This window comes from Nonomuraea sp. NPDC003709 (genome assembly GCF_040610775.1).
GTDB lineage: Bacteria > Actinomycetota > Actinomycetes > Streptosporangiales > Streptosporangiaceae > Nonomuraea > Nonomuraea angiospora_A.
On record NZ_JBEXMW010000007.1, the window covers coordinates 219768 to 243875 of the forward strand.

At 69.4% G+C, this 24108-nt stretch carries 24 protein-coding genes; 10 read left to right on the forward strand and 14 right to left on the reverse strand.

Going from position 1 to position 24108, the window contains the following annotated elements:
- Positions 1 to 152 precede the first annotated feature (152 nt).
- The 10 genes from ABZX61_RS22835 to ABZX61_RS22880 all read right to left on the reverse strand — a co-directional run bounded on the left by ABZX61_RS22835 (position 153) and on the right by ABZX61_RS22880 (position 9277).
- Entirely contained in the window at positions 153 to 914 is a 762-nt protein-coding gene (locus ABZX61_RS22835; protein WP_350725689.1) for an isoprenyl transferase, read from the reverse strand.
- A gap of 51 nt (positions 915 to 965) precedes the next feature.
- Entirely contained in the window at positions 966 to 1466 is a 501-nt protein-coding gene (locus ABZX61_RS22840; RefSeq protein ID WP_355197340.1) for a hypothetical protein, read from the reverse strand.
- Between the two features lie 122 nt (positions 1467 to 1588).
- Positions 1589 to 2020 carry a hypothetical protein gene (locus tag ABZX61_RS22845; protein WP_355197342.1) on the reverse strand — a complete coding sequence of 144 codons (432 nt, stop codon included), beginning with the start codon at positions 2018 to 2020 and terminating at the stop codon, positions 1589 to 1591.
- Positions 2017 to 2862 (reverse strand): DUF692 domain-containing protein, encoded by an 846-nt coding sequence (locus tag ABZX61_RS22850; RefSeq protein ID WP_355197344.1) that lies wholly within the window; start codon positions 2860 to 2862, stop codon positions 2017 to 2019. The genes ABZX61_RS22845 and ABZX61_RS22850 overlap by 4 nt, the downstream gene beginning before the upstream one ends.
- Before the next feature lies 1 nt (position 2863).
- Positions 2864 to 3775, reverse strand: coding sequence for a TIGR04222 domain-containing membrane protein (locus ABZX61_RS22855; protein WP_355197346.1), 912 nt, complete (start codon positions 3773 to 3775; stop codon positions 2864 to 2866).
- Positions 3776 to 3924: 149 nt separating this feature from the next.
- Entirely contained in the window at positions 3925 to 5718 is a 1794-nt protein-coding gene (locus ABZX61_RS22860; protein ID WP_355197348.1) for a phosphoenolpyruvate carboxykinase (GTP), read from the reverse strand.
- A gap of 248 nt (positions 5719 to 5966) precedes the next feature.
- A complete protein-coding gene (locus ABZX61_RS22865; RefSeq protein ID WP_355197350.1) occupies positions 5967 to 6488 on the reverse strand; it encodes a hypothetical protein in 522 nt (173 codons plus the stop codon).
- A 480-nt stretch (positions 6489 to 6968) separates the two neighbouring features.
- Positions 6969 to 8126 carry a C40 family peptidase gene (locus tag ABZX61_RS22870; RefSeq protein ID WP_350725703.1) on the reverse strand — a complete coding sequence of 386 codons (1158 nt, stop codon included), beginning with the start codon at positions 8124 to 8126 and terminating at the stop codon, positions 6969 to 6971.
- Positions 8127 to 8248: 122 nt separating this feature from the next.
- Positions 8249 to 8749: a transcription elongation factor GreA gene (greA, locus tag ABZX61_RS22875; RefSeq protein ID WP_148437100.1), complete on the reverse strand. Its 501-nt coding sequence runs from the start codon at positions 8747 to 8749 to the stop codon at positions 8249 to 8251.
- Between the two features lie 108 nt (positions 8750 to 8857).
- Positions 8858 to 9277, reverse strand: a complete 420-nt coding sequence (locus ABZX61_RS22880) for a DUF4307 domain-containing protein (RefSeq protein ID WP_355197352.1) — start codon at positions 9275 to 9277, stop codon at positions 8858 to 8860.
- Between the two features lie 135 nt (positions 9278 to 9412).
- Between ABZX61_RS22880 and mca the strand changes: the two genes are divergently transcribed.
- From mca to ABZX61_RS22895, 3 genes are read left to right on the forward strand one after another with little or no spacing between them, the layout of a single operon-like run.
- Complete coding sequence (gene mca / locus ABZX61_RS22885) at positions 9413 to 10297, forward strand: mycothiol conjugate amidase Mca (protein ID WP_350725707.1); 885 nt, start codon at positions 9413 to 9415, stop codon at positions 10295 to 10297.
- A 34-nt stretch (positions 10298 to 10331) separates the two neighbouring features.
- Complete coding sequence (locus ABZX61_RS22890; protein WP_192788033.1) at positions 10332 to 10496, forward strand: hypothetical protein; 165 nt, start codon at positions 10332 to 10334, stop codon at positions 10494 to 10496.
- The gene (locus ABZX61_RS22895; RefSeq protein ID WP_350725709.1) at positions 10497 to 10793 is read left to right on the forward strand and encodes a GNAT family N-acetyltransferase; all 297 of its coding nucleotides are present in this window, start codon (positions 10497 to 10499) and stop codon (positions 10791 to 10793) included.
- On the opposite strand, the gene ABZX61_RS22900 is transcribed toward ABZX61_RS22895, so the two are convergent.
- Positions 10776 to 11924 carry a hypothetical protein gene (locus ABZX61_RS22900; protein WP_355197831.1) on the reverse strand — a complete coding sequence of 383 codons (1149 nt, stop codon included), beginning with the start codon at positions 11922 to 11924 and terminating at the stop codon, positions 10776 to 10778. The two genes, ABZX61_RS22895 and ABZX61_RS22900, sit on opposite strands and share 18 nt — an antisense overlap.
- A gap of 158 nt (positions 11925 to 12082) precedes the next feature.
- Between ABZX61_RS22900 and ABZX61_RS22905 the strand changes: the two genes are divergently transcribed.
- Positions 12083 to 14035 (forward strand): thioredoxin domain-containing protein, encoded by a 1953-nt coding sequence (locus ABZX61_RS22905; protein ID WP_355197355.1) that lies wholly within the window; start codon positions 12083 to 12085, stop codon positions 14033 to 14035.
- Here ABZX61_RS22905 and ABZX61_RS22910 read toward each other — a convergent pair.
- Positions 14032 to 16032, reverse strand: a complete 2001-nt coding sequence (locus ABZX61_RS22910; protein ID WP_355197357.1) for a transglycosylase domain-containing protein — start codon at positions 16030 to 16032, stop codon at positions 14032 to 14034. The two genes, ABZX61_RS22905 and ABZX61_RS22910, sit on opposite strands and share 4 nt — an antisense overlap.
- Before the next feature lie 256 nt (positions 16033 to 16288).
- Positions 16289 to 16768 carry an Lrp/AsnC family transcriptional regulator gene (locus tag ABZX61_RS22915; RefSeq protein WP_350725715.1) on the reverse strand — a complete coding sequence of 160 codons (480 nt, stop codon included), beginning with the start codon at positions 16766 to 16768 and terminating at the stop codon, positions 16289 to 16291.
- Between the two features lie 103 nt (positions 16769 to 16871).
- Here ABZX61_RS22915 and hppD point away from each other — a divergent pair, with 103 nt between their 5' ends.
- From hppD to ABZX61_RS22940, 5 genes are all read left to right on the forward strand, one after another.
- Positions 16872 to 17981 (forward strand): 4-hydroxyphenylpyruvate dioxygenase, encoded by a 1110-nt coding sequence (gene hppD / locus ABZX61_RS22920; RefSeq protein ID WP_355197359.1) that lies wholly within the window; start codon positions 16872 to 16874, stop codon positions 17979 to 17981.
- Between the two features lie 34 nt (positions 17982 to 18015).
- A complete protein-coding gene (locus tag ABZX61_RS22925) occupies positions 18016 to 18456 on the forward strand; it encodes an RDD family protein (RefSeq protein WP_355197361.1) in 441 nt (146 codons plus the stop codon).
- A gap of 44 nt (positions 18457 to 18500) precedes the next feature.
- Positions 18501 to 19913, forward strand: a complete 1413-nt coding sequence (locus ABZX61_RS22930) for a M1 family metallopeptidase (RefSeq protein ID WP_355197363.1) — start codon at positions 18501 to 18503, stop codon at positions 19911 to 19913.
- A gap of 72 nt (positions 19914 to 19985) precedes the next feature.
- Complete coding sequence (locus tag ABZX61_RS22935; RefSeq protein WP_350725723.1) at positions 19986 to 20531, forward strand: sigma-70 family RNA polymerase sigma factor; 546 nt, start codon at positions 19986 to 19988, stop codon at positions 20529 to 20531.
- Positions 20528 to 21226 (forward strand): hypothetical protein, encoded by a 699-nt coding sequence (locus ABZX61_RS22940; RefSeq protein WP_355197365.1) that lies wholly within the window; start codon positions 20528 to 20530, stop codon positions 21224 to 21226. The genes ABZX61_RS22935 and ABZX61_RS22940 overlap by 4 nt, the downstream gene beginning before the upstream one ends.
- 126 nt (positions 21227 to 21352) lie before the next feature.
- Here ABZX61_RS22940 and ABZX61_RS22945 read toward each other — a convergent pair whose 3' ends face one another.
- Positions 21353 to 22522 (reverse strand): FIST N-terminal domain-containing protein, encoded by a 1170-nt coding sequence (locus ABZX61_RS22945; RefSeq protein ID WP_192793806.1) that lies wholly within the window; start codon positions 22520 to 22522, stop codon positions 21353 to 21355.
- A gap of 171 nt (positions 22523 to 22693) precedes the next feature.
- Here ABZX61_RS22945 and ABZX61_RS22950 point away from each other — a divergent pair, with 171 nt between their 5' ends.
- Positions 22694 to 24085, forward strand: coding sequence for a sigma 54-interacting transcriptional regulator (locus tag ABZX61_RS22950; RefSeq protein WP_350725727.1), 1392 nt, complete (start codon positions 22694 to 22696; stop codon positions 24083 to 24085).
- Positions 24086 to 24108 lie beyond the last annotated feature (23 nt).

Consider the following 24108-nt stretch of genomic DNA (forward strand, 5'->3'; position numbering starts at 1 on the left):
GGACCGGTCCCACATCCCCGACCGCGAGCTGCCGTCGGCGCCGGGTACCGGCCCCCCTCGGCAGATCTTGGTGCAAAGGCGGGCCCTCTCCGAAATGTCCGGCCTGCGGTCGGACATTTACTACGTTACGTTCTGAATGCCCCGTTGTCGCGTCATGAACCGTAACGTCGGTGTCTCGCAGCGTAGTCGCGCAGCGCCCGCAGGAAATCCACCCTGCGGAAGTCAGGCCAGTAGGCCTCGTGGAAGTAGAACTCAGAGTGAGCGCTCTGCCAGAGCATGAAGCCGGACAGGCGCTGCTCGCCCGAGGTCCGGATGAGAAGATCCGGGTCGGGTTGGCCGCGAGTGTAGAGATGCTCCGCGATGTGCTCCACATCGAGCACCTCGACGAGGTCCTCGATGCTTGCCCCTTTGCTCGCTTGCTCCTGGAGGAGTGAGCGCACCGCATCGGCAATCTCACGCCTTCCTCCATACCCAACTGCAACGTTCACAATCAGGCCTGGACGGTGTGATGATGCTTCCTTTGCGTTTTTCAGGACATTCGCCGTCCGATCCGGCAGCAGATCCAGCGCGCCGACCGGGCTGATCCGCCAGCCCTCGTCCACCAGCTCCTGCGTCACGTCCTCGATGATGCGCAGCAGCGGCTCCAGCTCCTCCTTCGGCCGGTTGAGGTTGTCGTTGGACAGCATCCAGACGGTGACGACCTCGACGCCCGTCTCACGGCACCAGTTGAGCAGCTCCGAGATCTTGTCCGCGCCCTTGCGGTGGCCGCTGGCGACGTCACGCATGCCCATCGCGCGTGCCCAGCGGCGGTTGCCGTCGATGATCACCCCGACGTGCCGGGGGATGATGTCCTTCGACAGCTTGGACTCCAGCCTGTGCTCATACAGCCGGTAGACCAGATCGCGCAGGCCCACGGAGTGCCTCCCCAGCGGTTGCCTTCGGTCGCATGACCCAACAGGCAATTATCACCGCGAATCGCCCGTGCCTGCTCCGTCTAGCGGATTCCTCGCCAGATCTCTACCTTCCAGACATCCTTCCGCCTCATCCACGAGGCTCCGGACGAACACCGACAGCTCCGACGACGTCAGCACCGCCCGCATGCCCACGCCCGTCGAGCCCCACGCCTCCACGTACGCCCTTCTGGTCAGCCGCCACTCGCCCTTGGCTGCCTGCCACACGGGGATGGTCCTGAGCTGGCAGCGCAGCTCCCCGCCGCCCACCAGGCCCGCTCTGGTGCGGTAGCGGAAGGAGAACAGCTCGCTGTCCGGGTCCTCGTCAGGGAACCTGTCGTCGGGGTCGGTCCACCGCCTGGCCGCTCCGCGTCCCTGCCGGGCCTCGTCCACCCCGCGCGCCAGGCGCGCGAGCAGCCAGCCGCACCGCTCTCCGACGCTCCCGTACGGCGTGCCGTCGCGACGCAGTTCGAGGGTGACCTCGTACGGCGAGCCGATGCTGTCCTTGCATGCCACTGGCGTGACGGTCAGATAAGAGCCGTCGACACAACGCAATCCCCCCATTCTCTGACGGTTTCCGGACGAATGCCTGCTAAACCGGCTATCCCTGATCCACCCCTGGCCGGTTGCGGCCACGCTCAGGGCAGGAATCGCGACCACCAATGGGGTTTGGGCGGCGGATCGGGCATGCGGCCGCGCTCGCGCAGCCAGGCGGCGAAGTCGTCCGCGTCGGTGCGGTAGTTGGGCGGCGGCTCGCTGCGGGACCGCGCGTAGGCGGCGAACTCCGCGGGCAGGTCGGAGCCGGCCGCGGCGGCGGCGTCGGGCCGGATCCTGGCCACGATGCCGCGACGCTTGGCGACCAGGCTCGACGCCTGCACCCGCATCCGCTCCGGGTCGAACCCCTGGGGCAGCTCCGCGCCGGCGACGAGCGCCGCCACGACCTGCCCCTGCGCCTCGGCCAGCCGCCGCCGCGCCGTCCCCAGCCCCTCGGCGCCCGCCACCGCCGAGGGGACGTCAGCCGTCACCGCGGCCGGGGCTTCGGGGGCCGGGGAGGGGCGCCGGTCCGTCATCCGGGCTCCCCGGCCGCGGACATCGCCGTGCGGATCCTGGCCAGCTCGTTCCCCAGGGCGGCGTCGCTCGGGTACTCGTCGTCCCACTCCAGCAGCACTCCCGGCGGGGTGGCGCGGGCGCACAGCTCCGTGAGCAGGTCGAGCACCGGCTCCGGCGCGGAGGTGGTGTGCGTGTCGTGCCAGATGCCGTGGTGCTCGTACCCGCCGGCCACGTGGACGTACGCGAGGTGCTCCAGCGGCAGCGCGTCGAGCGCGTCCGTGGCCGACAACCCCAGGTTGAACTGGTTGGTGTAGAGGTTGGCCACGTCGATCAGCAGCCCGACCCCGGTGCGCTCGACCAGCTCGGCGAGGAACTGGGCCTCGGTCAGCTCGTCGTCCGGCCAGCCGAAGATGGCGGCGACGTTCTCCAGGGCGAGCGGCACCGGCAGCGCGTCCTGGGCCCTGCGCACGTTCGCGGTGATGACCCGCAGGGATTCGCGGGTGCGCGGCACGGGCAGCAGGTGCCCGGCCTCGATGCCGCCGCCCCGTACGAACGCCAGATGCTCGCTGACCAGCGGCGCGTCCAGCGCCTCCGCGCAGGCGGCCAGGTGGGCGAGCCGGGCCGGGGAGGGCGGCTCGGCGCCGCCGACGCCGAGCGACACCCCGTGCGGGACCACCGGCAGCCCCCTGGCGCGCAGCACGCGTAACGACTCGGGGAGGTCGGCGGGCTTGAGGTTCTCGGCGACGACCTCGAGGAAGTCGACGCCGGGCATCCGCTCGATGGACAGGTCCAGCTCGGCCCGCCAGCCGATCCCCACCCCCAGCTCGACCCCGGTACGCTGCCGTGCTCCCGGCTCGGCCATGTCAGCTCCCTCCTCCCCCGCAACCGCCGCCACCGCAGCCGCTCGCGCCACCGCAGCTCGACGAGCTGCCGCAGCCTCCTCCGCCGCTGCTGCTGCATCCGCTGGATCCGCTGTATCCGCTGTATCCGCCACCGTACGTCGCCCGCCGCCTGGGCCGGCGGGCCGCCCTGGCCGCGCGCAGGTCGGCCTTCACCTGCGCGCCCGGACCGTACAGCGCGGTGTGCACCCGCCCGCCGCCCGAGCCCAGCGGGTGCGTCTTCCTGGCGTTGCCGAGCCGCTCCACCCCGTGGGCGGTCAGCTTGTGCCGACGGGACTTCCGGCGGTTGGCGATCACGGCGGCCGCGCCGGCGCCGGTGATCGCCAGGGCGATCAGCGAGAACGCGAGGAGCGGCTTCGTGCCCTCGGTGAGCACGGTGACCACGTCCGCCACGACCCCCGCGAAGGCCAGCGCCGACACCACCTGAAGGCCGGCCGCCAGCCGGTCGAGCCGCCTGGCGCGGTCACCGGGCAGGACCAGGCCGGCGTCCGTGAGGTGGCGCTTGAGCTCGTCCATCGCCAGGCTCCTGCGCACCTCGGTCTTGAGCGCGGACGCCGGGAGCCCGGAACGGTCGGCGACGGTGGCCAGCACCACCTGCTCGACGGGGTCCCGCGACACCGACCGCGCGTGGACGTTGTGCACGTGCCCCCCGCGTGCCACGCGCAGATCTCCCGAGCCGGTCAGGAGAGCGATGGCCGTGCCGGCCACCTGCTCCGGGCCACCCGCCAGATAGGCGATCTCGTAGTGGCTCAGTTTCCGGCCCATGGCGCGAGTACGGGACGTCGTCGGGACGGCGCGCTCGCGTTTGAATGCGGAGGCGGTGGTTAAGGCAGTCGCGGCCAGAGCCACCGAAAGGATCAGCAGGAACAGGTCCATTTAGGCCTCCCTCCGTACAGCCGAATAAGGCTGGTTATCGGAAGGACGCGTAAGGCAGCGGTAAAGGTTTCGTTCTGCTCATTTAGATTATTCGAATTTCGTCGGCGGCTCCGTCGAGTCGGACGGAGCCGCCGTAGCGCACGAGGGGATCAGCCGAGGCGGTCCAGCAGGGCGTTGTACTCGTCCCACAGTTCCTTCGGCAGATGCGAGCCGAACTTGTCGAAGTGGGCCGGGATCAGCGACGCCTCCTCGCGCCACACTTCCTTGTCGACCGACAGGAGCGTGCGCAGGTCCTCCTCGGTCAGGTCCAGGCCCTTGGTGTCGAGGTCGGCCGGCAGCAGGCCGATCGCCGTCGGCACGGCCTTGGCCTCGCCGTTGAGCCGGTCGACGATCCACTTGAGCACGCGGCTGTTCTCGCCGAAGCCCGGCCAGATGAACGTGCCCTCGGCGTTCTTGCGGAACCAGTTGACGTAGTAGATCCGCGGCAGCTTGGCGCCCTTGCGGCGGCCGATCTCCAGCCAGTGGTCGAAGTAGTCGCCCATGTTGTAGCCGCAGAACGGCAGCATGGCGAACGGGTCGTGGCGCAGCTCACCGACCTTGCCCTCGGCCGCGGCGGTCTTCTCGGAGGCGACGTTGGCTCCGAGGAAGACGCCGTGCTCCCAGCTCAGCGACTCTGTGACCAGAGGCACGGCGGTGGCGCGGCGACCGCCGAACAAGATCGCTGAGATGGGCACACCCTTGGGGTCCTGCCATTCGGGTGCGATGGTCGGACACTGGGCGGCGGGAGTGGTGAAGCGGGCGTTCGGGTGGGCGGCCGGCTCGTCGCCGCCGGGCGTCCAGGAACGGCCCTTCCAGTCGGTCAGGTGCGCCGGCGGCTCCTCGGTCAGCCCCTCCCACCACACGTCGCCGTCGTCGGTGAGCGCGACGTTGGTGAAGATGCTGTTGCCCCAGAGCGTCTTGATCGCGTTGGCGTTGGTCACCTGGCCGGTGCCGGGCGCGACGCCGAAGAAGCCGGCCTCCGGGTTGATCGCGTAGAGGCGGCCGTCGTCGCCGAAGCGCATCCAGGCGATGTCGTCGCCGATCGTCTCGACCTTCCAGCCCGGGATCGTGGGCTGGAGCATGGCGAGGTTGGTCTTGCCGCAGGCGCTCGGGAAGGCGGCCGCGACGTAGCGGGTCTCGCCGGACGGCGGCGTGAGCTTGAGGATCAGCATGTGCTCGGCCATCCAGCCCTCGTCGCGGGCCATGGCGCTGGCGATGCGCAGGGCGTAGCACTTCTTGCCGAGCAGGGCGTTGCCGCCGTAGCCGGACCCGTACGACCAGATCTCGCGGGTCTCGGGGAAGTGGCTGATGTACTTCGTCGAGCTGCACGGCCAGGGCACGTCCTGCTGACCGTGCTCCAGCGGCGCCCCGACGGAGTGGACCGCCTTGACGAACTCGCCCCTCTGCTCGATCAGGCGGAGCGCCCTGTCCCCCATCCTGGTCATGATCCGCATGGAGACGGCGACGTACGGAGAGTCGGTGATCTCGACGCCGAGCTGCGAGATCTCGCCGCCGAGCGGGCCCATGCAGAACGGCACGACGTACATCGTGCGGCCGCGCATGCAGCCCTTGAAGAGCTGCCGGAACGTCCGGCGCATCTCGTCGGGCGCGATCCAGTTGTTGGTCGGGCCCGCGTCCTCCTCGCGCTCGGAGCAGATGAAGGTACGGTCCTCGACCCTGGCCACGTCGCTGGGGTCGGACTTGGCGTAGAAGCTGTTGGGCCGGGCGGCGAGTCGCGTGAACGTCCCCTGATCCACGAGCAGGTTGGTCAGGCGCGTCCACTCCTCTTCGGACCCGTCGCACCACTCGATCCGGTCTGGCTGGGTCAGGGCGGCGATCTCGTTCACCCACGCGGCCAATTCGCCATTGCTGGTCGGTGCGGGCACTTCCACGGAAACGGACACGACTGCGACTCCTCCACTGTCTCAGGGCCCAGTCATCATTAACGACGAAGCGGCATGAAAGCCAATTGGCATAGACCTGTTGGCCTGACCGTCGCCGCAGGCAGCGGCCCTGACGATTGGGGGAGCCTACCCAGCCCGAGCAGATTTAAAAGAGAATTAACATGCAGTGGTCCAGTCCAATTCCGATGGTCTAAACCAATTTCCCCAGTGGTTTAGTCCATTTCCACGCCCGTTTCCGCTGCGTGGTCTCAGGAATTGATGGCAGGTCCCTCGGAGCGAACGCGGTCGACGTGCTGGAGCGCGTCCCGCAGGTCGGCGAGCCAGGTGTCGGTGTGCTTGCCGACCAGACGTACGCACCAGGCGAGCGCGTCGCTGCGACTCCTGGCCACTCCCGCGGCCACGAGCGTGTCCAGAACCTGCCGCTCCGTCTGACGCAGCCGGGTCATCACGGGCACGGAGAGTGTGGTGAACATCACAGTCTCGCCGCCGCAGACCACACCCCAGGACACCTTCTGCCGGAACTTGCGCTCGGCCTCCCGGGCGATCTCGATCCGCCGCTCGCGCGTCTCCTCCCTGAACCTCCTGGCCAGCCCTTCGACCAGAGCGGCCCGCTCGGCCTCCGGCACGTCGTCCGGGGGGTCGGGGAGGGTGCCGAGCACCGCGATCTCCTCGCGGTCCCTGACGATCTCGGGCGCACCGGTGAACCAGCCCTCGGGCAGCCGTCCGGTGAACCAGCCGTGAATCTGCGCGGTGTCGTCGTCTGTTGCCATGTAATCACCATTACACAGTTGCACGCGAAATGCACGCCTCCGGGACCGCGTTTACGCACCCCACCGCCCCCTCCCCCCTCCTGCCCACCTCCGGCCCCACCCGCCCCGGAAGGGCTACGCCGCGAGGGTGCTCACGGGGGGCCTGATCACCCACGGAGCGACGGGCGCGGGCGCGGGGGCGCGCTGTCGGTCTTGCGGGCCTCGCGGGTGGGCCTAGGAATGCACGGCGGCGCAGCACGGCGCGGACGCAACGACGCAGCGCAGGCGCGCGGCGGCGGGGGCGCATCGGGGGCGGGCCGTCGGTCGCTGCCCGAGCGCGCCGTGCCGCCACCCGCCCGCAGCATCGTGGCGCGGCCCCATGTGGTGCGACACCGTGCGCGCGTCGGCGGCGTGCGGCGCCGGGCGGCCGGGGCCGGAGCCGGGCTGATCGGAGCCGGAGCCGGGCTGGTCGGGGCCGGGCTGGTCGGGGGACGGGCGGGGTTAGCGGACCTTGGCGGCGGCGACTGGGCTTACGCGGACGACGCCTGCCAGGTTGCGGGTGTGCACGGGCGAGATCTTGACGACATCACCGGTGCGCGGCGCCTGGATCATCTTCCCGTTACCCCAATAAATCGCTACATGGGAGATGTAGTCGGGGTTGGTCGGGTCAAGGCGCCAGAAGATCAGATCGCCCGGCTGCGCCTGCGACAGCGGAACCTGCGGCCCGGTCACCCACTGCTGGTGCGTCACCCGGGGCATCCGTACCCCCGCCTGGGCGAAGGCCCACTGGACCAGGCCGGAGCAGTCGAAGGTGTCGGGCCCCTCGGCGCCCCACACGTACGGCCGGCCGAGCTTGGAGGCGGCGGCCTTCAGCGCCACGGTGATCTGCTCGCCCGTCATGAACGACCCGGAAGGCCAGGTACGGGTCGGGGTCTGCGGCTGCGGGAGGACCGGGTTGACCATGGCCACCTGCGTGCCCTTGGGCAGCCGCTTGAGGATGGCCCTGCGCAGGGTCTCGGAGTTGGTCTCGGGGGCGCTCACGATGAGGGCGTTGTCGTGCGGGAGTCCTAAGGTCCGCCCCACGTTCTTGGACACGACGGCGTCCACCGCGCCGAACCCGGTGGTGGCGTACGCGCCGATCCGCAGCGCCCCGGCCGGGCTGGCCACGCGCCGGTGCAGCGCGAGCCCGCCGTCGTTGCCGAGCACGAACGAGACCGCCACGTCACCCGCCGCGACGTTCTGCCAGAGCGCGTCGGACGAAGCCGTCACCTTCGGCGTGTATGAGCGGAACGTGGACGGATTGACCGCCAGCGTCTGCACCCGCTTGTCGTCGAGCATGACGGACGCCGCGTCGGCCAGCTCCAGGGCCCGCACCCCGCGCAGCTTGGCCACCTTCCGTAACAGCTCGTTGGTGAACGGCTTGCTGGTCAGCACGAACAGGTTGGGCTTGTGCAGCTTCTTCAGCGGCTCCACCGGCTGGACGGTGGTGACTGGTGGCGGTTGCTGCTGCCCCTGCTGCTGTTGCGGCCGGCGCTGCGCCAGCGGCGTCTGCTTGAGCGTGGCCTGGGCGCGTACGGGACCGACGTCCTGCCCGGATCGCGCGAGCAGCAGCACGTCGGCGGTCAGCACCGCGACCAGCGCCACCACGATGAACGGCACCAGCTTGTACGTGTTGCTCCGCTTACGAGAGTTGACCAGGAAGCTGAGGTCCTGCCGGATCCCTGACGCATGCGAAAAATCCGCCGGGCCAGCGTGGGCCCGGCGGTCGTCCTGCGGGGGTGTCAGTTGCCGATGTACGGCACTGCCTCAAGGATCTCGACCGTGTTCTGGCGGCCGTTGGGCATGGAGTAGGTCGCCTTCTCCCCGATCTTCTTGCCGTTGATCGCCGCCCCCAGCGGGGACTTCGGCGAGTAGACGTCGATCGGCGCTCCGCTCTCTTCGCGGGAGGCGAGCAGGAAGGTGACCTCGTCGTCGTCGCCGACGAACCGGATGGTCACGGTCATGCCGGGGCCCACCACGCCCTCGGCCTTGGGGGCCTCTCCCACCTGGGCGTTGTCGAGGATCTGCCGGAGGTGGAAGATCCGGGCTTCCATCTTGCCCTGCTCGTCCTTGGCGGCGTGGTAGCCGCCGTTCTCACGCAGGTCGCCCTCTTCGCGGGCGGCTTCGATCTTCTTGGCGATGTCGACGCGCCCGGGGCCAGAGAGATATTCGTACTCCGCCTTCAGGCGGTCGTACGCCTCCTGCGTCAGCCATGTGACGTTCTCATCGCGAGAGTCGGCCACGGGTTCTCCTTGCTTGCCTAGGGGGCCCTGAGATCACTTGAGGTTACGTGTGGTTGAATTGCGAAAGGCTAACAAGTCAACCGCTCCACCGCTTCCCCAAACGTCTCACTATACGAGATTGCAGTACTGGATGTGGACGGAAGTGGCCTCACCACTGGTGTCGAGGCTTTCCTTGATCTGCTTACTACCCCCGCCAGCCGGGATTCTTACTTCCTTGCTGCCCACTTCCGCGTGATAGACGTCCAGCGCCCTGATCCGGCAGACAGCCACCCTATCGTCTGGCTTGTACACCTCAAAGGTGATCTCCGCGCGATTCGCGCTGACGACGTTGAACGTCACCACCTGCGACGGCGCCTCCGAACCGCCCGCCGTCATCGACCACATCACGTAACCCCAGCCACCCGCGATGATGGCCACCAGCACGCCGATCACGACGTGGACGACCAGCCGCCCGCCTCGTTTGGGGCGGTCGGGGAAGTCGTCGGGTGTGCCGAGAACTGGTTGGTTCTCGACATCTCTGGTCGCCATGGCGGAATCTCCCTGCACTCCCTGAGCGTTATCCGAGACAATTGTCGCCCGCGGGGGGTGTGCCCTCGCGACCGCCCAGCAGAAACTAACCTCTCTGGGCGAGTGACCGGTCCCTACTGAGGAGACATCGAGCCCGTGAGTGCACCGCTGAGGCTGATGGCCGTCCACGCCCACCCCGATGACGAGTCGAGCAAGGGCGCCGCCACGATGGCGCGTTACGTGCGCGAAGGTGTGGAAGTGCTGGTCTGTACGCTCACGGGTGGTGAGCGGGGCTCCGTGCTCAATCCGAAGATGGATCGGCCCGAGATCGTGGCGAACATCGCCGCGGTGCGCAAGGCCGAGATGGACCGGGCCCGCGAGATCCTTGGCGTGCAGCAGCGTTTCATGGGCTTCGTCGACTCCGGGCTGCCGGAGAACGAGGACGAGGCGCTGCCCGAGGGCAGCTTCGCCACGCAGAAGCTGGAGGACGCCTCGGCGCCGCTGGTGGCGGCCGTGCGGGAGTTCAGGCCGCACGTGATCATCACGTACGACGACGACGGCGGCTACCCCCACCCCGACCACATCATGACCAACAAGGTCTCGGTGGAGGCCTTCGAGGCCGCCGGCGACCCCGACCGCTACCCGGGCACGGGCGACCCGTGGCAGCCGCTGAAGCTCTACTACCAGATGGGCTTCACCAAGGAGCGGTTCGAGGCGCTGCACGAGGCGATGACCGAGCGTGGCCTCGGCTCCCCGTACGCCGACTGGATCTCCCGCTGGGAGGACCGCCCGGCCAAGTGGCCGGTCACCACGCGGGTGCCGTGCGGCGACTACTTCGAGATCCGCGACCAGGCCCTGATCGCCCACGCCACCCAGATCGACCCCGACAGCTGGTGGTTCGTCTGCCCGCGCGAGCTGCAGCAGGAGATCTGGCCGACCGAGGACTACCACCTGGCGCGCTCGCTGGTGGACACGGAGCTGCCGGAGGACGACCTGTTCGCGGGCATCCACGCCGAGGACGTCTCTCCCGCCTGCCACTGACGGGACCACGCTCCCCCAGTGGCAGACTGGAACTGTGAACGTTCTAGCAGCAGGTGATGTGAGTCCGGGCCTGCTCGGCTTCCTCGTCGTGGCTTTCCTCGGCTTTGCCCTGTACTTCCTGGTCAAGTCGATGAACAAGCAGATGTCGAAGATCCAGGTCCCCCACGAGGGCGACGTGGACGACAAGAAGGCCGAGTAGATGCCGATCGAAGTTGTCGACAACTCGACGGAGAGCCGGTTCGAGGTGCTCGTGGACGGCAAGGTCGCCGGGTTCGCCGACTATCGCCTGCTGCCCACCAAGATCGTCTTCACGCACACCGAGGTCCTGCCCGCGTACGAGGGGCAGGGGCTGGCGAGCAGGCTGGTCGCGTTCGCGCTCCAGGCGAGCGCCGACACCGGCCTGCGCGTCGTGCCGCTCTGCCCCTACGTGGCGAAGTACATCAAGCGTCACCCCGAGTTCCAGCACCTGGTCGACAGCTCATTCGGCAGCGCGTGACCAGGCCCGTTCCAGCGCCTTGGGCAGGCCCCACCAGCCCAGCGGAGTGAGCACCTCGTCCTTGTCCACGATGCCGAGATAGCCCCACAGGCTCACCACCGAGCCGAACAGGCTCTCGGTCGCGTTGAGATCGTCGGTGTCCTGCTCGTCGACGTCGATGTCCTCCGACTCGGCGATGAGCCGCGCCATCCGCTCGGGCGAGGCCAGCACCCCCGGGCCCAGCCTCGCCAGCGCCGCCACCCCGGCCAGCCAGTCGGCGTGCTGGATCGCGCAGAGGTTGGCCAGCGTCGCGTCCTCCAGGGTGAGCTCCCCGTCCAGGTCGACGAACTCCTCCAGCAGGTCCCCGCTCTCCGACAGGTCCGAGATCGGCCCCGCGATGCCCGCCGCCACCGCCAGCCACAGCTCACCGTCGTCGTCCGGCATCGGGCCTTCCTCGAACCCGGCGCAGGCCCGCAGCACGTTGGCGGGGTAGCCGGGCAGGGCGAGCAGCGTGCGCAGGCGCGCCGCCGCCGCGTCCAGCTCGCCGGCGGGCAGCTCGGGCTGCGCGGGCAGGCCGGCGACGATCCGCTGCAGCTCCGACAGCGCGAACGCCTCCTCCTCGTCCCAGATCGCGAACGACTCCTCGTCCAGCTCGTCGCTCACCGCGAACCCGGGCACCCTGCCGTCCGCCAGCGGCGTGCCGAGCCAGCGCTCCTGCAGCTCCTCGTACGCGCCGCGGGCCGCCCGATCGCCTTCCGCCAGCGCGTCGGGGTCGATCTCACCGGCCTCGACCCGTTCCTCCAGGTACGCGACCAGCCGGCCGAACATCTCCACCGCCACGGGCCCGCGCTCGTCCTCCTCCGGCCAGACGAAGTAGCTGGGCGTCATGAGGATCGGCTCGGTGCCGGTGGACTCGACCCAGCGCTGCACGTCGCCGACCGTGGCGACACCCGCCTCGATCGAGCTGAGCGTGGTCTTGGCGGACTCCCAGAACGGGCGGGAGAGCGGGTTGCCCGCCGCCATCATCGCGCGCCGCAGGTCGGGCAGCGCCACCAGCGCCACCCCTGAGGGAACGGCCAGCAGGGCGCGTGCCACGTCCCTGCGGGTGACGGCGCCGACCGGGCGGCCGGCGTGTGCGCAGACGAAGTCCATATCCACGCCCCGTAACCTAGCCCGTCCCGGCCTCCCCAGTCAGCCGCCCCCGGCTCTCGTTCGGCGAGCGCCCCGTCCGAGCACCGGGGCAGCGGGCGGGCCGTGCGGCGGGAGAGGCCCGGGGCGGGGGCGGACTAGGCTGATCAGTGGAGGTCCTGATGAACCGCTTGAAAGACGCCACGAGCCCCTACCTGCTGCAGCACGCGGACAACCCCGTGGACTGGCACCCCTGGGGTGAGGAGGCGTTCGCGGAGGCCAGGCGGCGGGACGTGCCGCTGCTGATCAGCGTCGGTTATTCAGCGTGTCACTGGTGTCACGTAATGGCACACGAGAGTTTCGAGGACCCCGGCACCGCGCGCCTCATGAACGAGCACTTCGTCAACATCAAGGTCGACCGCGAGGAGCGGCCGGACGTGGACGCCGTCTACATGGGCGCCACCCAGGCCATGACGCGCCAGGGCGGCTGGCCGATGACGGTGTTCGCCACTCCCGAGGGCCACCCGTTCTACTGCGGCACCTACTTCCCGCGCCCCCACTTCCAGCGCCTGCTCACCGAGGTCCACAACGTGTGGGTCGGCGACCGGCAGTCCGTGCTGCAGCAGGGCGCCAAGGTGGTGGAGGCGCTCACCACGAACACCACGCTGCCCAGCGGGGCCGTGCCCAAGGAGGAGACGCTGGCGCTCGCCATGCGCAACCTGGGCCAGGAGTTCGACGGCGTCAACGGCGGCTTCGGCAGGGCGCCCAAGTTCCCGCCGTCCATGGTGCTGGAGTTTCTGCTGCGCTCGGGCGAGCGCGAGATGAGCGGCGAGACGCTCGGGTCGATGGCCCGCGGCGGCCTGTACGACCAGCTCGGCGGCGGGTTCGCCCGCTACAGCGTCGACGCGGAATGGGTCGTGCCGCACTTCGAGAAGATGCTCTACGACAACGCGCTCCTGCTGCGCGTCTACACGCACTGGTGGAAGGCGGGCGGCGGCGAGCTCGCGCGGCGGGTGGCGCTGGAGACGGCCGACTGGCTGCTGCGGGAGATGCGCACCGGGGAGGGCGGGTTCGCCTCCGCGCTCGACGCCGACAGCGAGGGTGTGGAGGGCAAGTTCTACGTCTGGACGCCCGAGGAGCTGCGTGAGGTGCTCGGCGAGGACGACGGGCGCTGGGCGCAGGAGCTGTTCGAGGTGACCGGCACGTTCGAGCACGGCACGTCCGTCCTGCAGCTCCCGCGCGATCCCGACGACCCGGCGCGCTACGCGAGCGTCCGCGAGCGGCTGCTGGCCGCCAGGGACCGGCGCGTACGCCCGGGGCGCGACGACAAGGTCGTGGCCTCGTGGAACGGCCTGGCCATCGCGGCCCTGGCGGAGACCGGCATGGTGTTCGAGCGTCCCGACCTCGTGGCGGCGGCCACGGCCGCGGCCGACCTGCTCGCGAGCACCCACGTGGCGGACGGCAGGCTGCTGCGGACCTCCAAGGACGGCCGGGCGGGCACCAACGCCGGAGTGCTCGAGGACTACGCCAACCTGGCCGAGGGCCTGATCTCCCTGTACGGCGTGACCGGCGAGGCCAGGTGGCTCCGGCTGGCGGGCTCGCTGCTGGACACGGTGCTCGACAGGTTCGCCGACGACACGGGCGGCTTCTACGACACCGCCGACGACTCCGAACGCCTCTTCCAGCGGCCGCAGGACCCCACGGACAACGCCACACCGTCGGGCCAGTTCGCGGCCGCGGGCGCGCTGCTCTCCTACGGCGCCCTGACCGGCTCCACGCGGCACAGGGAGGCCGCCCAGGCCGCGCTCGGCGCGGTGTCCGTGCTGGCCACGGGGCACGCCAGGTTCGCGGGCTGGGGCCTCGCCGTGGCGCGGGCGGCGCTGGACGGGCCCGTGGAGGTGGCCGTGATCGGCCCGGCCGACGACCCGCGCACGGCGGAGCTGCACAGAGAGGCGCTGCTGGCCGACGTGCCGGGGCTGGTGGTCGCCCGCGGCCCCGGCGACTTCCCGGAGCTGCTGGAGGGGCGCGGGCTGGTCGGCGGGGCGCCTGCCGCGTACGTGTGCAAGGGGTTCACCTGCCGCCTGCCCGTGACGACGGTCGATGACCTGCGGGCGGAGCTGGGCGCGGCGCGCTAACCCGACTGCGGGCGGCCCGTGGTGGCGTCGTTGATCGTGTCGCCTCCGGTCGTGGGCTGGTCGGGCGTCTGCTGCTGCGTGGACGGCGGGCCGGTCTGCTCGTCGGGCCGCTGCTGGTCCTGCTGCGGCCCGTTGTCGCTCGGCTGATCCGTCACCGGCGGGCCGTCCGTGGACGGGGGCGCGGTGATGTCGGGCTCGGGCGTGTTGTCGAACCAGTCGTTCGGGTCGGACGGCGGCGTGTACTCCTGCTGGGGACCGTCCTGGTTCTGGTCGGGCGACGAGTAGTCGGGGCCCCAGCCGTAGTCGGACGGCTCGGGGAACTCCTCGACCGGCTTGCCCGCCATGGCCTCGGTCATGAACGCCCGCCAGATCTGCGCCGGGAGCTGGCCGCCGAACTGCGTGCCGTACCCGGGGATCGTGACGGTGGCGTTGTCCTCCCTGAACATGTCGACGGCGACGGCGAGCTGCGGGGTGAACCCGTTGAACCAGACGCTCTTCGACTTGTCCGTGGTGCCCGTCTTGCCGGCCACCGGGCGGTCGTAGAGCCGGGCGCCGGTGCCGGTGCCGTACTTGACGACCTGCTGCATCGCGTACGTGGCGTCCCCGGCGGCCTGCTCGCCGACCACCCGCGTCGGGACCGGCTCGACGGTCTTCTTCTTGCCCTCGGCGTCTGTGACCGATATCACCACGTGGGCCTCCATGTGCACGCCCTTGTTGGCGAACGTGGAGAAGCCCGAGGCGTTCTGGACGGCGCTGACCGAGGAGACGCCGAGCGGGAAGGACGCGTAGCTCTGCTGCTTCTCGAGCTGCGTCTTGGGGATGCCCGCCTTCTCGGCGACGGCGGCGACCTTGTCCAGGCCGACCTTCTGGCCGAGGTCCACGAAGGCGGTGTTGACCGAGTTCTGGGTGGCCTGCACCAGGTCGATCTCGCCGTAGGAGCGGTCGCTGTCGTTGGGGATCGGCTTCGGGTCGGACGCCACGCGCATCGGCGAGTTGCCGTCGACCCTGGTGGACAGGTCGAAGCCGTTGTCGAGCGCCGCCGCCAGCGTGTACGGCTTGAACGTCGAGCCGGCCTGGACCTTGGCCGAGAACGCGCTGTCGTACTGGGACTGCGCGGGGCTGCCGCCGTAGAACGCGACGATCTCACCGGTGGCCGGATCGACGGCCGCCAGCCCCGTGTGGACCTTCTTGGGCGTGGCGTCGGGCAGCACGTCCTTGACGGCCCGCTGGGCGGCCTGCATGAGCTTCTTGTCGAACGTCGTGACGATCTTCAGCCCGCCGCCGTTGATGTCCTCGTCGGAGTAGCCGCGCCGGTTGAGCTCGGCCGTCACCTGCTCCAGCATGTACTGGGCCTGCCCCTTGAGCTCGAACGGCTTCTTCGGCGCCGTGAGCTTGGGGAAGCGCTGGTCGGCGACCTGGGCGGGCGTCAGCATGCCGGTCTGGCCCATCGCGTCGATCACGGACTTCCAGCGCTCCTGGGCCGCCGCAAGGTCGGGGCCCTTGGGGTCGGCGAAGCGGCTGGGCTGCTGGATCACCGTCGCGAGGTAGGCGCCCTCGGCCACGCTGAGCTGGCCGACGTCCTTGCCGAAGTAGGCGCGGGCGGCCGACTGGACGCCGTTGGCGCCACGGCCGAAGTAGATCGTGTTGAGGTACTGCTCGAGCACCCAGTCCTTCGACTTGGACTGGTCGACCTTGATCGCGATGAGGATCTCTTTGAACTTCCGGGTGACGGAACGTTCCTGGCTGAGGCCGCTGTAGTAGTTGCGGACGAGCTGCTGGGTGATCGTCGAACCGCCCTGGAGCTGCTGCCCGGTGACGGTGGACCAGACGGCCCGCGCGGTGCCCTTGACCGAGACGCCGCCGTCGTCGTAGAAGGAGCGGTTCTCGGCCGCGATGACCGCCTGTTGCACGTGCTTGGGCACCTTGGCCAGCTCGACGCTCTTGCGGTCGATGCCCTGGCGGGCGAGCACGGTCTTGCCGTCGCGGTAATAGATCACCGAACCCTGCGCGGTGGCCTGCTTCTGCGTGGAATCGGGAATAGGCGTCAGCGCCCATGCGACGGCGAAAAGCCCGACGAGTACGAGGATTCCCGCGCCAAATGAAATCAGTAGAAGTCGGAGTACTCGTCGTTTTCGCATCCCGTTGCCACCGCCGCTCCGCACCCTCGACCCCCCCTTGTCACCCCTCATGCGCTGGGCGAATGTCAAGGCTAAACGATCGATAACGGTGCCTCGTCCCCTAGCGATAGTACGGCTACCGGTCACCGCGGCGCGGAACATCGGCGACCAACGGCAGCACTCGATAGGGAACCGGGGTGTCCAGGGCGATGATCGAATTAGTCCGGAGCACACCCTGTACATCAACGATTCGGTCGATAACCCGCTGCAAATCGGCATTTGTCCGCGCCACCACGCGGCAGAGAAGATCGCTGTCGCCGGTGATCGTGTACACCTCCAGCACCTCCGGGATGGCGGCCAGCCGGTCGGCCACCGGGTCGTGCCCGGCGACCTGTCTAATCTCCATGCTGACAAACGCGGTGACGTCATAGCCGAGCGCCTCCGGCGACACGTCCGGCCCGAACCCGGTGATCACGCCCCTGGCGATCAACCGGTCCATCCGGGCCTGAACGGTGCCACGAGCCACGCCGAGCCGGCGCGAGAACTCGAGCACCCCCAGGCGGGGCTCCTCCGTCATGAGGGTGATCAACCTGGCGTCCAGCTCATCGATCGTCATACTGTACAGATTTACCGGATATCTCGGCGCGCCGCTAGGCAGGTTGTCCACCGATTGAAGTAACTCTTGCGCACTGAGCTCAGGGATATCGAGAGTTGCCAGTATGAATGATGTCTTTCCGGTCAACGGCATGGACGCCGTCGTGTTCGCCGTGGGCAATGCCAAGCAGGCCGCCCACTACTACTCGACCGCGTTCGGCATGAGGTTGGTGGCCTACCGCGGGCCCGAGAACGGCAGCCGGGACGAGGTCGCGTACGTGCTGGTCTCGGGCGGTGCCACGTTCGAGTTCCGGGCCGCGGTCCGCCCGGGCACGGATCTGGCCAGGCACGTGGCCGAGCACGGCGACGGGGTGATCGACCTGGCGATCCAGGTGCCCGACGTGGAGGCGGCGTACGCGTACGCGGTCGCCCACGGGGCCGAGGGGCTGGCGGAGCCGTACACGATGGAGGACGAGCACGGCAAGGTGCAGGTCGCGGCCATCGCCACCTACGGTGAGACGCGCCACACGCTGGTCGACAGGTCCAACTACGGCGGCCCCCACCTGCCCGGTTACGTGGCCGCCGAGCCGCTGGTGGCGCCGCCGGCGACGAAGGGCGGGCGGCTCTTCCAGGCGATCGACCACTGCGTCGGCAACGTCGAGCTGGGCAAGATGGACGAGTGGGTGGAGTTCTACCGGAAGGTGATGGGCTTCACGAACATGGCGGAGTTCGTCGGTGACGACATCGCCACCGAGTACTCGGCGCTCATGTCCAAGGTCGTCGCCGACGGCACGCGCAAGGTCAAGTTCCCGCTGAACGAGCCGGCCGTCAGCCGCAGGAAGTCGCAGATCGACGAGTTCCTGGAGTTCTACGGCGGCCCCGGGGTGCAGCACATCGCCCTGGCCACCAACGACATCCTGACCACGGTCGACCACATGCGGGCGGCCGGCGTGCAGTTCCTGGACACGCCCGACTCGTACTACGACGACCCCGAGCTGCGGGAGCGCATCGGCAAGGTGCGAGCGCCGATCGAGGAGCTGAAGCGGCGGAAGATCCTCGTGGACCGCGACGAGGACGGCTACCTGCTGCAGATCTTCACCAAGCCGGTGCAGGACAGGCCCACGGTCTTCTTCGAGTTGATCGAACGGCACGGCTCGCTGGGATTCGGTAAGGGCAACTTCAAGGCGCTGTTCGAAGCCATCGAGCGGGAACAGGAACGAAGGGGCAACCTTTAGTTTGTCCCGACTTAGTGGTGGTCATCAGGACATCATGGGATCACCACCGGGGCTGGCGGGACGCTGGCGACGGTTGTTCGCCGGCGTCCTCGACTGGCTCATAGTCAACGTCATCTCCGCCCCCTTCACCTGGTCGAGCTGGGAGTACGTCTGGGACCGGAGCAGAGGGGCCTGGGACCGCTACCCGGTGGAGCACACCTTCCTGGCCGGACTCGTGGCCTTCCTGTACTTCTGGCTCCTGCACGCCTTCTGGAACGGCCAGACCCTCGGCAAAAGGCTGTTCGGCATGCGGGTCGTGCAGGAGAACGGCGCGCGGATCACCGTGGCGCAGGCCGCGGTGAGACAGATCGTCGAGACCGCGCTCGCCTGGGTCTGCTGCGTAGGCTCGCTCGTAGACCTCGGCTGGATCCTCTTCGACGCTCGCAAACAGGCGGTACATGACAAGGCCGCCAGGACGGTCGTGGTGAATGCCTGACTCAGCGTAAGATTTTGGTCACGATCCGAAGGGGCGTGTTGCCAATGCGTTTCGACAGACGCGGGGTGGCACTGCTGGCCACGCTGAGTGTGCTGGCCTGTGCGCCCACCGACGGCCGAGCGGCGAGCGCGGACGACCCGCCCGCCGTCACCGACTACCGACCGGGCGCCGCCGGCATCGGCGACCCCGACTTCCCCGAGGACGGCAACGGCGGCTACGACGTTTCCCACTACGACCTGGCCGTCGACTACACCCCGAAGACCAAACAGCTCGAAGGGCGGACCACCATCCAGGCCGCCGCCACTCAAAACCTGTCGAGCTTCAACCTCGACCTGGCCGGCTACGACGTGCGCCAGGTCACCGTCGACAACGCGGCGGCGAGGTTCAGGCGGAAGGGCGACGAGCTCACCGTGACCCCCTCCCGCCCGCTCGGCAACCGGTCCCGCTTCACCGTCAAGGTCGTCTACGCGGGACGTCCCAAGGCCGCCGAGGACAGCGACAACCTGGGCACGTACGGGTTCATCCCGACCCCGGACGGCGCGTTCGTGGCCTCCGAGCCCAACGGCTCCAAGACCTGGTTCCCCAACAACGACCACCCTGCCGACAAGGCCACGTTCGACTTCGCGATCACCGTGCCCGCCGGGCTGACCGCCGTGTCCAACGGGGAGCTCCAGGGCCGGCCCACGACCGCCGGCGGCAAGACCACCTACCGGTGGCGCGAGCTCCACCCGATGGCGACCTACCTGGCGACCGCCACGCTCGGCAAGTTCGACCTGCGCCAGGGCCGCACTCCCGGCGGCATCCCGGAGTACGCCGCCGTCGATCCCAAGTTCAAGAGCTCGCTCGACAAGCTCTACCAGCTCTCCGGCGAGATCACCGACTACTGGTCGACGGTCTTCGGCCCCTACCCGTTCTCCTCGACCGGCGGCGTCATCGACGACTACATGGCCGGCTACGCGCTGGAAAACCAGACCAAGCCGCTCTACGGGGGCTTCGAGCCCGACGCGACCATCATCGCGCACGAGCTGGCCCACCAGTGGTTCGGCGACAGCCTCACCCTCAAGCGCTGGAAGGACCTCTGGCTCAACGAGGGCTTCGCCACGTACGCGGAGTGGCTGTGGCAGGAGCACAAGGGCACGAAGACCGCGCAGGCCATCTTCAAGGACCTCCACGCCCGCCCGGCCGACGACCCGATGTGGGCCTACCCGCCGGGGCGGGCCAAGCCCTCCGACCTGTTCAACGCGTCGGTCTACACGCGCGGCGCCATGACGCTGCAGGCCCTGCGCGACGCGATCGGCGACGACACCTTCTTCAGGCTGCTCAAGACGTGGACCGCCGACCACCGCTACGGTCACGTCACGACGGACGAGTTCATCGCCCTCTCCGAGCAGTTGTCGGGCAAAAACCTCCGCCCGCTCTTCGACGCCTGGCTCTTCCAGCCCCGCCGCCCCAGCTGACCTGCGGGGAAACGCTTCTCGTCGCTCGGTCCAAGTACGGATGTAAGGCGAACGACGAAGGGAGCGAGGCCAGTGCGCCTCAACGAAGACCCTGCGGCCTTTGAGGCCTTCTATCGCCGCCACGTCGATGCCGTCATGCGTTTCGTGGTCCGGCGGGTGAGCGACCCTCACCTCGCCGCCGACCTGACGGCGGACATCTTCCTGGCGGTGCTTGACTCGGCGCACACCTACGCGCCCGGCCGGGGCACCGAGATCGCCTGGCTGTACGGCGTCGCGCGCAACGTCGTGTCGGCCCGGCATCGGCAGGCCGCCCGGGAGGCGCGGGCGACCGGCCGCGTCGCCGGCCGGCGGCTGATGGACGACGACGACCTCGTGCGGATGGAGGAGCGGATCGACGCCGAGCGCCGGATGCGCGGCTCCCTGGAGGCCATGCGCGGCCTGCCGGAGGGCGAGCGCGCGGTGCTGGAGCTCGTCGCGATCGACCAGCTCACCGTCGCCGAGGTCGCCGAGGTCCTGGGGATCCGGCAGGTGACCGTACGAGTCAGGTTGCACCGGGCAAGGCGGGCCCTTGATGTCGCTTCGCCGTCGGCACCTGTGTACGTGGAGGGACAGGCATGAGCAATTTCGAGGAGCGCCTTCTCAGTGCACTCAAGGAAGAGATCACGACGAGAACGGCGGAGGACGACGTGACGACGACTGTGACACCGGCCAGGCGCGGCGGCTCCCGGCGGCGCTACGTGGGGCTGGCCGCCGCGCTGGCGGGGGTCGCGGCGGCCGCCACCGCGACGGCGGTGGTGCTGTCCGGGCTCGGCGGCAGCCCGGCGTACGCGGTGACCACGGGAGCCAACGGGGTGATCACCGTGCAGATCAACAAGTTCAACGACCCGGAGGGGCTGCAGGCCGACCTGGCCGACGCCGGGGTCAAGGCGATCGTCGACTACCTGCCCGAGGGGCAGACCTGCAAGATGCCGCGTGGCGCGAAGGGGAACGGTCCGGGCGAGTTCGCGGTGAGCTTCGGCCGGTCGAGCGGCGTGACCTCGTTCATGATCGAGAAGGGGGAGGTGCCGGAGGGTTCGACGCTGGTGATGGCCGTCTCGAAGAGCAAGGCCGGCGACGACCAGCCGCCGTTCGGGATGTCGCTCACCATAGTGAAGGGGCCGGTCTCGCCCTGCGAGCCGACCGCGATGCCCGATCCCGACGCCCAGGACGGCGGGGGCGGCTTCCACACCAACACCGGGGACGAGGGCCAGGGTCCCAGCACCAACACCGGGGACGAGGGCCAGGGTCCCAGCACCGACTCGGCGACCGAGTAACCCACCCGCGCCAGGGCCGGCCCGGCCCTGGCGGCCAGGCCCGGAGCCTCCCCGAGGCCGCCCCGGGCGGCTTGAGGCCCGGCGGCCCTCCCGAGCAGACGGGGCCGCCGGGCCTTCAGGCGCATGTCACGGGCCTGGGCTGGAGAAAACCAGGACGGACGCCGTGAACCCGTGCACATGGTTGTGACCCGCCACCGGCCCGACCTCGCCGGCGGCGAAGAAGCCGGCCATGCCGATGGGCCCCAGCGTGTCACGCAGGGCGACCGGGTCGTGGTCGGCCGTGCCGAACATGGCCGAGCCCCGTCCGTTGCACGAGAACAGCAGCGCCCCGTCCACCTTGCCGAGCTGCTCCCGATGGGCGTCCAGCAGGTCGTACAGGTCCTCGTCGGCGGTGGCCGCGTCGCGTACCTGGAAGCGCACGGTCCTGCCGATCTCCACGATGTCGCCGATGGCCACGGCCTCGCGTTCGGGATCGATGCCGATGACTCCCCTGATGAGGAAGTCGCCGCGTTCGTGGCGCTCGGCGTACTCGTCCATGGCCACACCGATCTGCAGGCCGGAGGCGACCAGCTCGCGGTCGTCCTCGTCCAGCTCGCTGACGATGTCCTCCAGCCGGGCCAGCGCGGGCTGTCCGGCCAGCTCCAGCAGCAGGTTGTCCTCCGACGCGGTGACGACCATGCTGGGCCCGATCGGGCGGCAGCCCTGGCTGACGACGGTGCTGATCCTGACCGGGCCGCTGATCAGCACGCCGATCGCGCCCTCGGTGTAGACCTCGCCGTCGGCGAACAGCCGTACGGAGCCCCGTCCCTGCAACCCGTTGGCCAGCCCGCCGATCAACGGCAGGTCGCCGAGCACATCGACGGAGCGCTCGACGAAGGCGTCGGTCGGAAACGTGTACGGGTCGGCCAGCAGGATCGCCACATGATCATCGGCGCCCCGCTCGGGCAGCCCGACCACCACGAACCTGTCCTCGGCCGCCAGGGTCTCCAGCTGGAAGGTCGTCAGCCGGGCGCCGTCCAAGGTCGCCGCCCACGCGCTCACCGCGGGCAGCAGTTCGACCCCTTGTCCGTCGCCGATCACCCCCGTGGCACTGCATCCGACCACGTGCGCGTCGGGCGCGAGCCTCATAGCGGCCTCACCGGCCCGCGCGACGTCCTCGGGATCATCGCCGCAGATGAAGAAACAGACCAGGTCGGCCCGGCCACTGAGCCTCGACAGGGCCTGGCCCACGGCGGTCTCCGCGGCCCCCACCAGGTCGGAACCCACGGCGAGGCCGTCGGCGAAGCGGCTAGTCATAACGGCCACGAGTCTCGCCTCCCTCGACATGTCAAAGTTCCCTAGGCCCGATTCTCCCCACTAAAAGGACAAGCACGCGCACGAAACGTCACGCAATGGTCGAGATCCGAAATCTGCGCCAGATGCGAAACTCTCTGCCGCATTGCTCGCGGGGGACGTAGTCTCGTTCCCGTGCATCAGCCACGTATTCTCCGCGAGTTGCGAGAGAGCGGCCACGTTCATCGCACCGTCAAAGCCGAAGTCCGGGAGAACCTGCTGGCCAAGCTGCGGGCAGGCGAGCCACGATTCCCCGGCATCGTGGGCTTCGACGACTCCGTCCTGCCACACCTGGAGCGGGCCCTGCTCGCCGGGCACGACCTGGTCCTCCTCGGTGAGCGCGGCCAGGGCAAGACCCGGCTCATCCGCACCATCACCGGTCTGCTGGACGAATGGACCCCAGTCGTCGAAGGTTGCGAGATCAACGACCATCCGTACGCGCCGGCCTGCACGCGCTGCCAGGCCCTCGCGCGGGAGCTGGGGGACGAGCTGCCGGTCGCGTGGAAGCACCGCGACGAGCGCTACGGCGAGAAACTCGCCACGCCCGACACCTCCGTGGGCGACCTGATCGGCGACGTCGACCCGATCAAGATCGCCGAGGGTCGCACCCTGGGCGACCCCGAGACCGTCCACTACGGCCTCGTCCCCCGTACCAACCGCGGTGTCTTCTCCGTCAACGAGCTGCCCGACCTGGCCGAGCGCATCCAGGTGTCGCTGCTCAACGTGCTGGAGGAGCGCGACATCCAGGTACGCGGCTACAACCTGCGGCTCCCGCTCGACATCCTGCTCATCGCCAGCGCCAACCCCGAGGACTACACCAACAGGGGCCGGATCATCACCCCGCTGAAGGACCGCTTCGGCGCCGAGATCCGCACCCACTACCCGCTGACCGTCGAGGACGAGCTGACGCTCATCCGCCAGGAGTCCGTGCCGGACATCGGGGCCGACGTCCCCGAACACCTGATCGAGGTCATCGCCAGGTTCACCCGGCTGGTACGCGAGTCCACGGCGGTGGACGCCCGTTCCGGCGTGTCGGCGCGCTTCTCGATCGCCGCCGCCGAGACGGCCGCGGCCTCGGCCGTGCGCAGGGCGGCGCTGCAGGGCGAGGAGCAGGCCGTCACGCGCGTGGTCGACCTGGCCTCGGTGGTCCACAGCCTGCGGGGCAAGGTGGAGTTCGAGGTGAGCGAGGAGGGCAGGGAGACCGAGATCCTCGCCCACCTGCTGCGCCGGGCCACGGCGGAGACGTTCAGGACCCGGCTGGGCGGCATGGACCTGTCGGCGATCATCGACAAGTTCTCCGAGGGCACCCAGGTGGAGTCGGGCGAGCTGGTCCCCGCCGGCGAGCTGCTCCACCGGATGGGCCCGGTCACGGGCCTGGCGAAGGTCATGTCCAGGCTCGGCATGGGCGCGGGCGAGGAGTCGCCAGGGCACGCGGCAGCAGCCCTGGAGTTCGCGCTGGAGGGTCTTTACCTCATGCGGCGCCTGTCCAAGGAAGACCTTGACGGAGTGAGCGTCTACCGCACATGAACATATCGGCGGTCTTCCGCGTC

Excerpts from the sequence above, each read along its gene's own strand:
- ABZX61_RS22845 (WP_355197342.1), bottom strand. The coding sequence starts at position 2,020 with ATGACGGACCGGCGCCCCTCCCCGGCCCCCGAAGCCCCGGCCGCGGTG.
- ABZX61_RS22850 (WP_355197344.1), bottom strand. The coding sequence starts at position 2,862 with ATGGCCGAGCCGGGAGCACGGCAGCGTACCGGGGTCGAGCTGGGGGTG.
- ABZX61_RS22855 (WP_355197346.1), bottom strand. The coding sequence starts at position 3,775 with ATGGACCTGTTCCTGCTGATCCTTTCGGTGGCTCTGGCCGCGACTGCC.
- ABZX61_RS22865 (WP_355197350.1), bottom strand. The coding sequence starts at position 6,488 with ATGGCAACAGACGACGACACCGCGCAGATTCACGGCTGGTTCACCGGA.
- ABZX61_RS22880 (WP_355197352.1), bottom strand. The coding sequence starts at position 9,277 with ATGGCGACCAGAGATGTCGAGAACCAACCAGTTCTCGGCACACCCGAC.
- ABZX61_RS22895 (WP_350725709.1), top strand. The coding sequence starts at position 10,497 with ATGCCGATCGAAGTTGTCGACAACTCGACGGAGAGCCGGTTCGAGGTG.
- ABZX61_RS22900 (WP_355197831.1), bottom strand. The coding sequence starts at position 11,924 with ATGGACTTCGTCTGCGCACACGCCGGCCGCCCGGTCGGCGCCGTCACC.
- ABZX61_RS22905 (WP_355197355.1), top strand. The coding sequence starts at position 12,083 with ATGAACCGCTTGAAAGACGCCACGAGCCCCTACCTGCTGCAGCACGCG.
- ABZX61_RS22915 (WP_350725715.1), bottom strand. The coding sequence starts at position 16,768 with ATGACGATCGATGAGCTGGACGCCAGGTTGATCACCCTCATGACGGAG.
- hppD (WP_355197359.1), top strand. The coding sequence starts at position 16,872 with ATGAATGATGTCTTTCCGGTCAACGGCATGGACGCCGTCGTGTTCGCC.
- ABZX61_RS22925 (WP_355197361.1), top strand. The coding sequence starts at position 18,016 with ATGGGATCACCACCGGGGCTGGCGGGACGCTGGCGACGGTTGTTCGCC.
- ABZX61_RS22930 (WP_355197363.1), top strand. The coding sequence starts at position 18,501 with ATGCGTTTCGACAGACGCGGGGTGGCACTGCTGGCCACGCTGAGTGTG.
- ABZX61_RS22940 (WP_355197365.1), top strand. The coding sequence starts at position 20,528 with ATGAGCAATTTCGAGGAGCGCCTTCTCAGTGCACTCAAGGAAGAGATC.
- ABZX61_RS22945 (WP_192793806.1), bottom strand. The coding sequence starts at position 22,522 with ATGACTAGCCGCTTCGCCGACGGCCTCGCCGTGGGTTCCGACCTGGTG.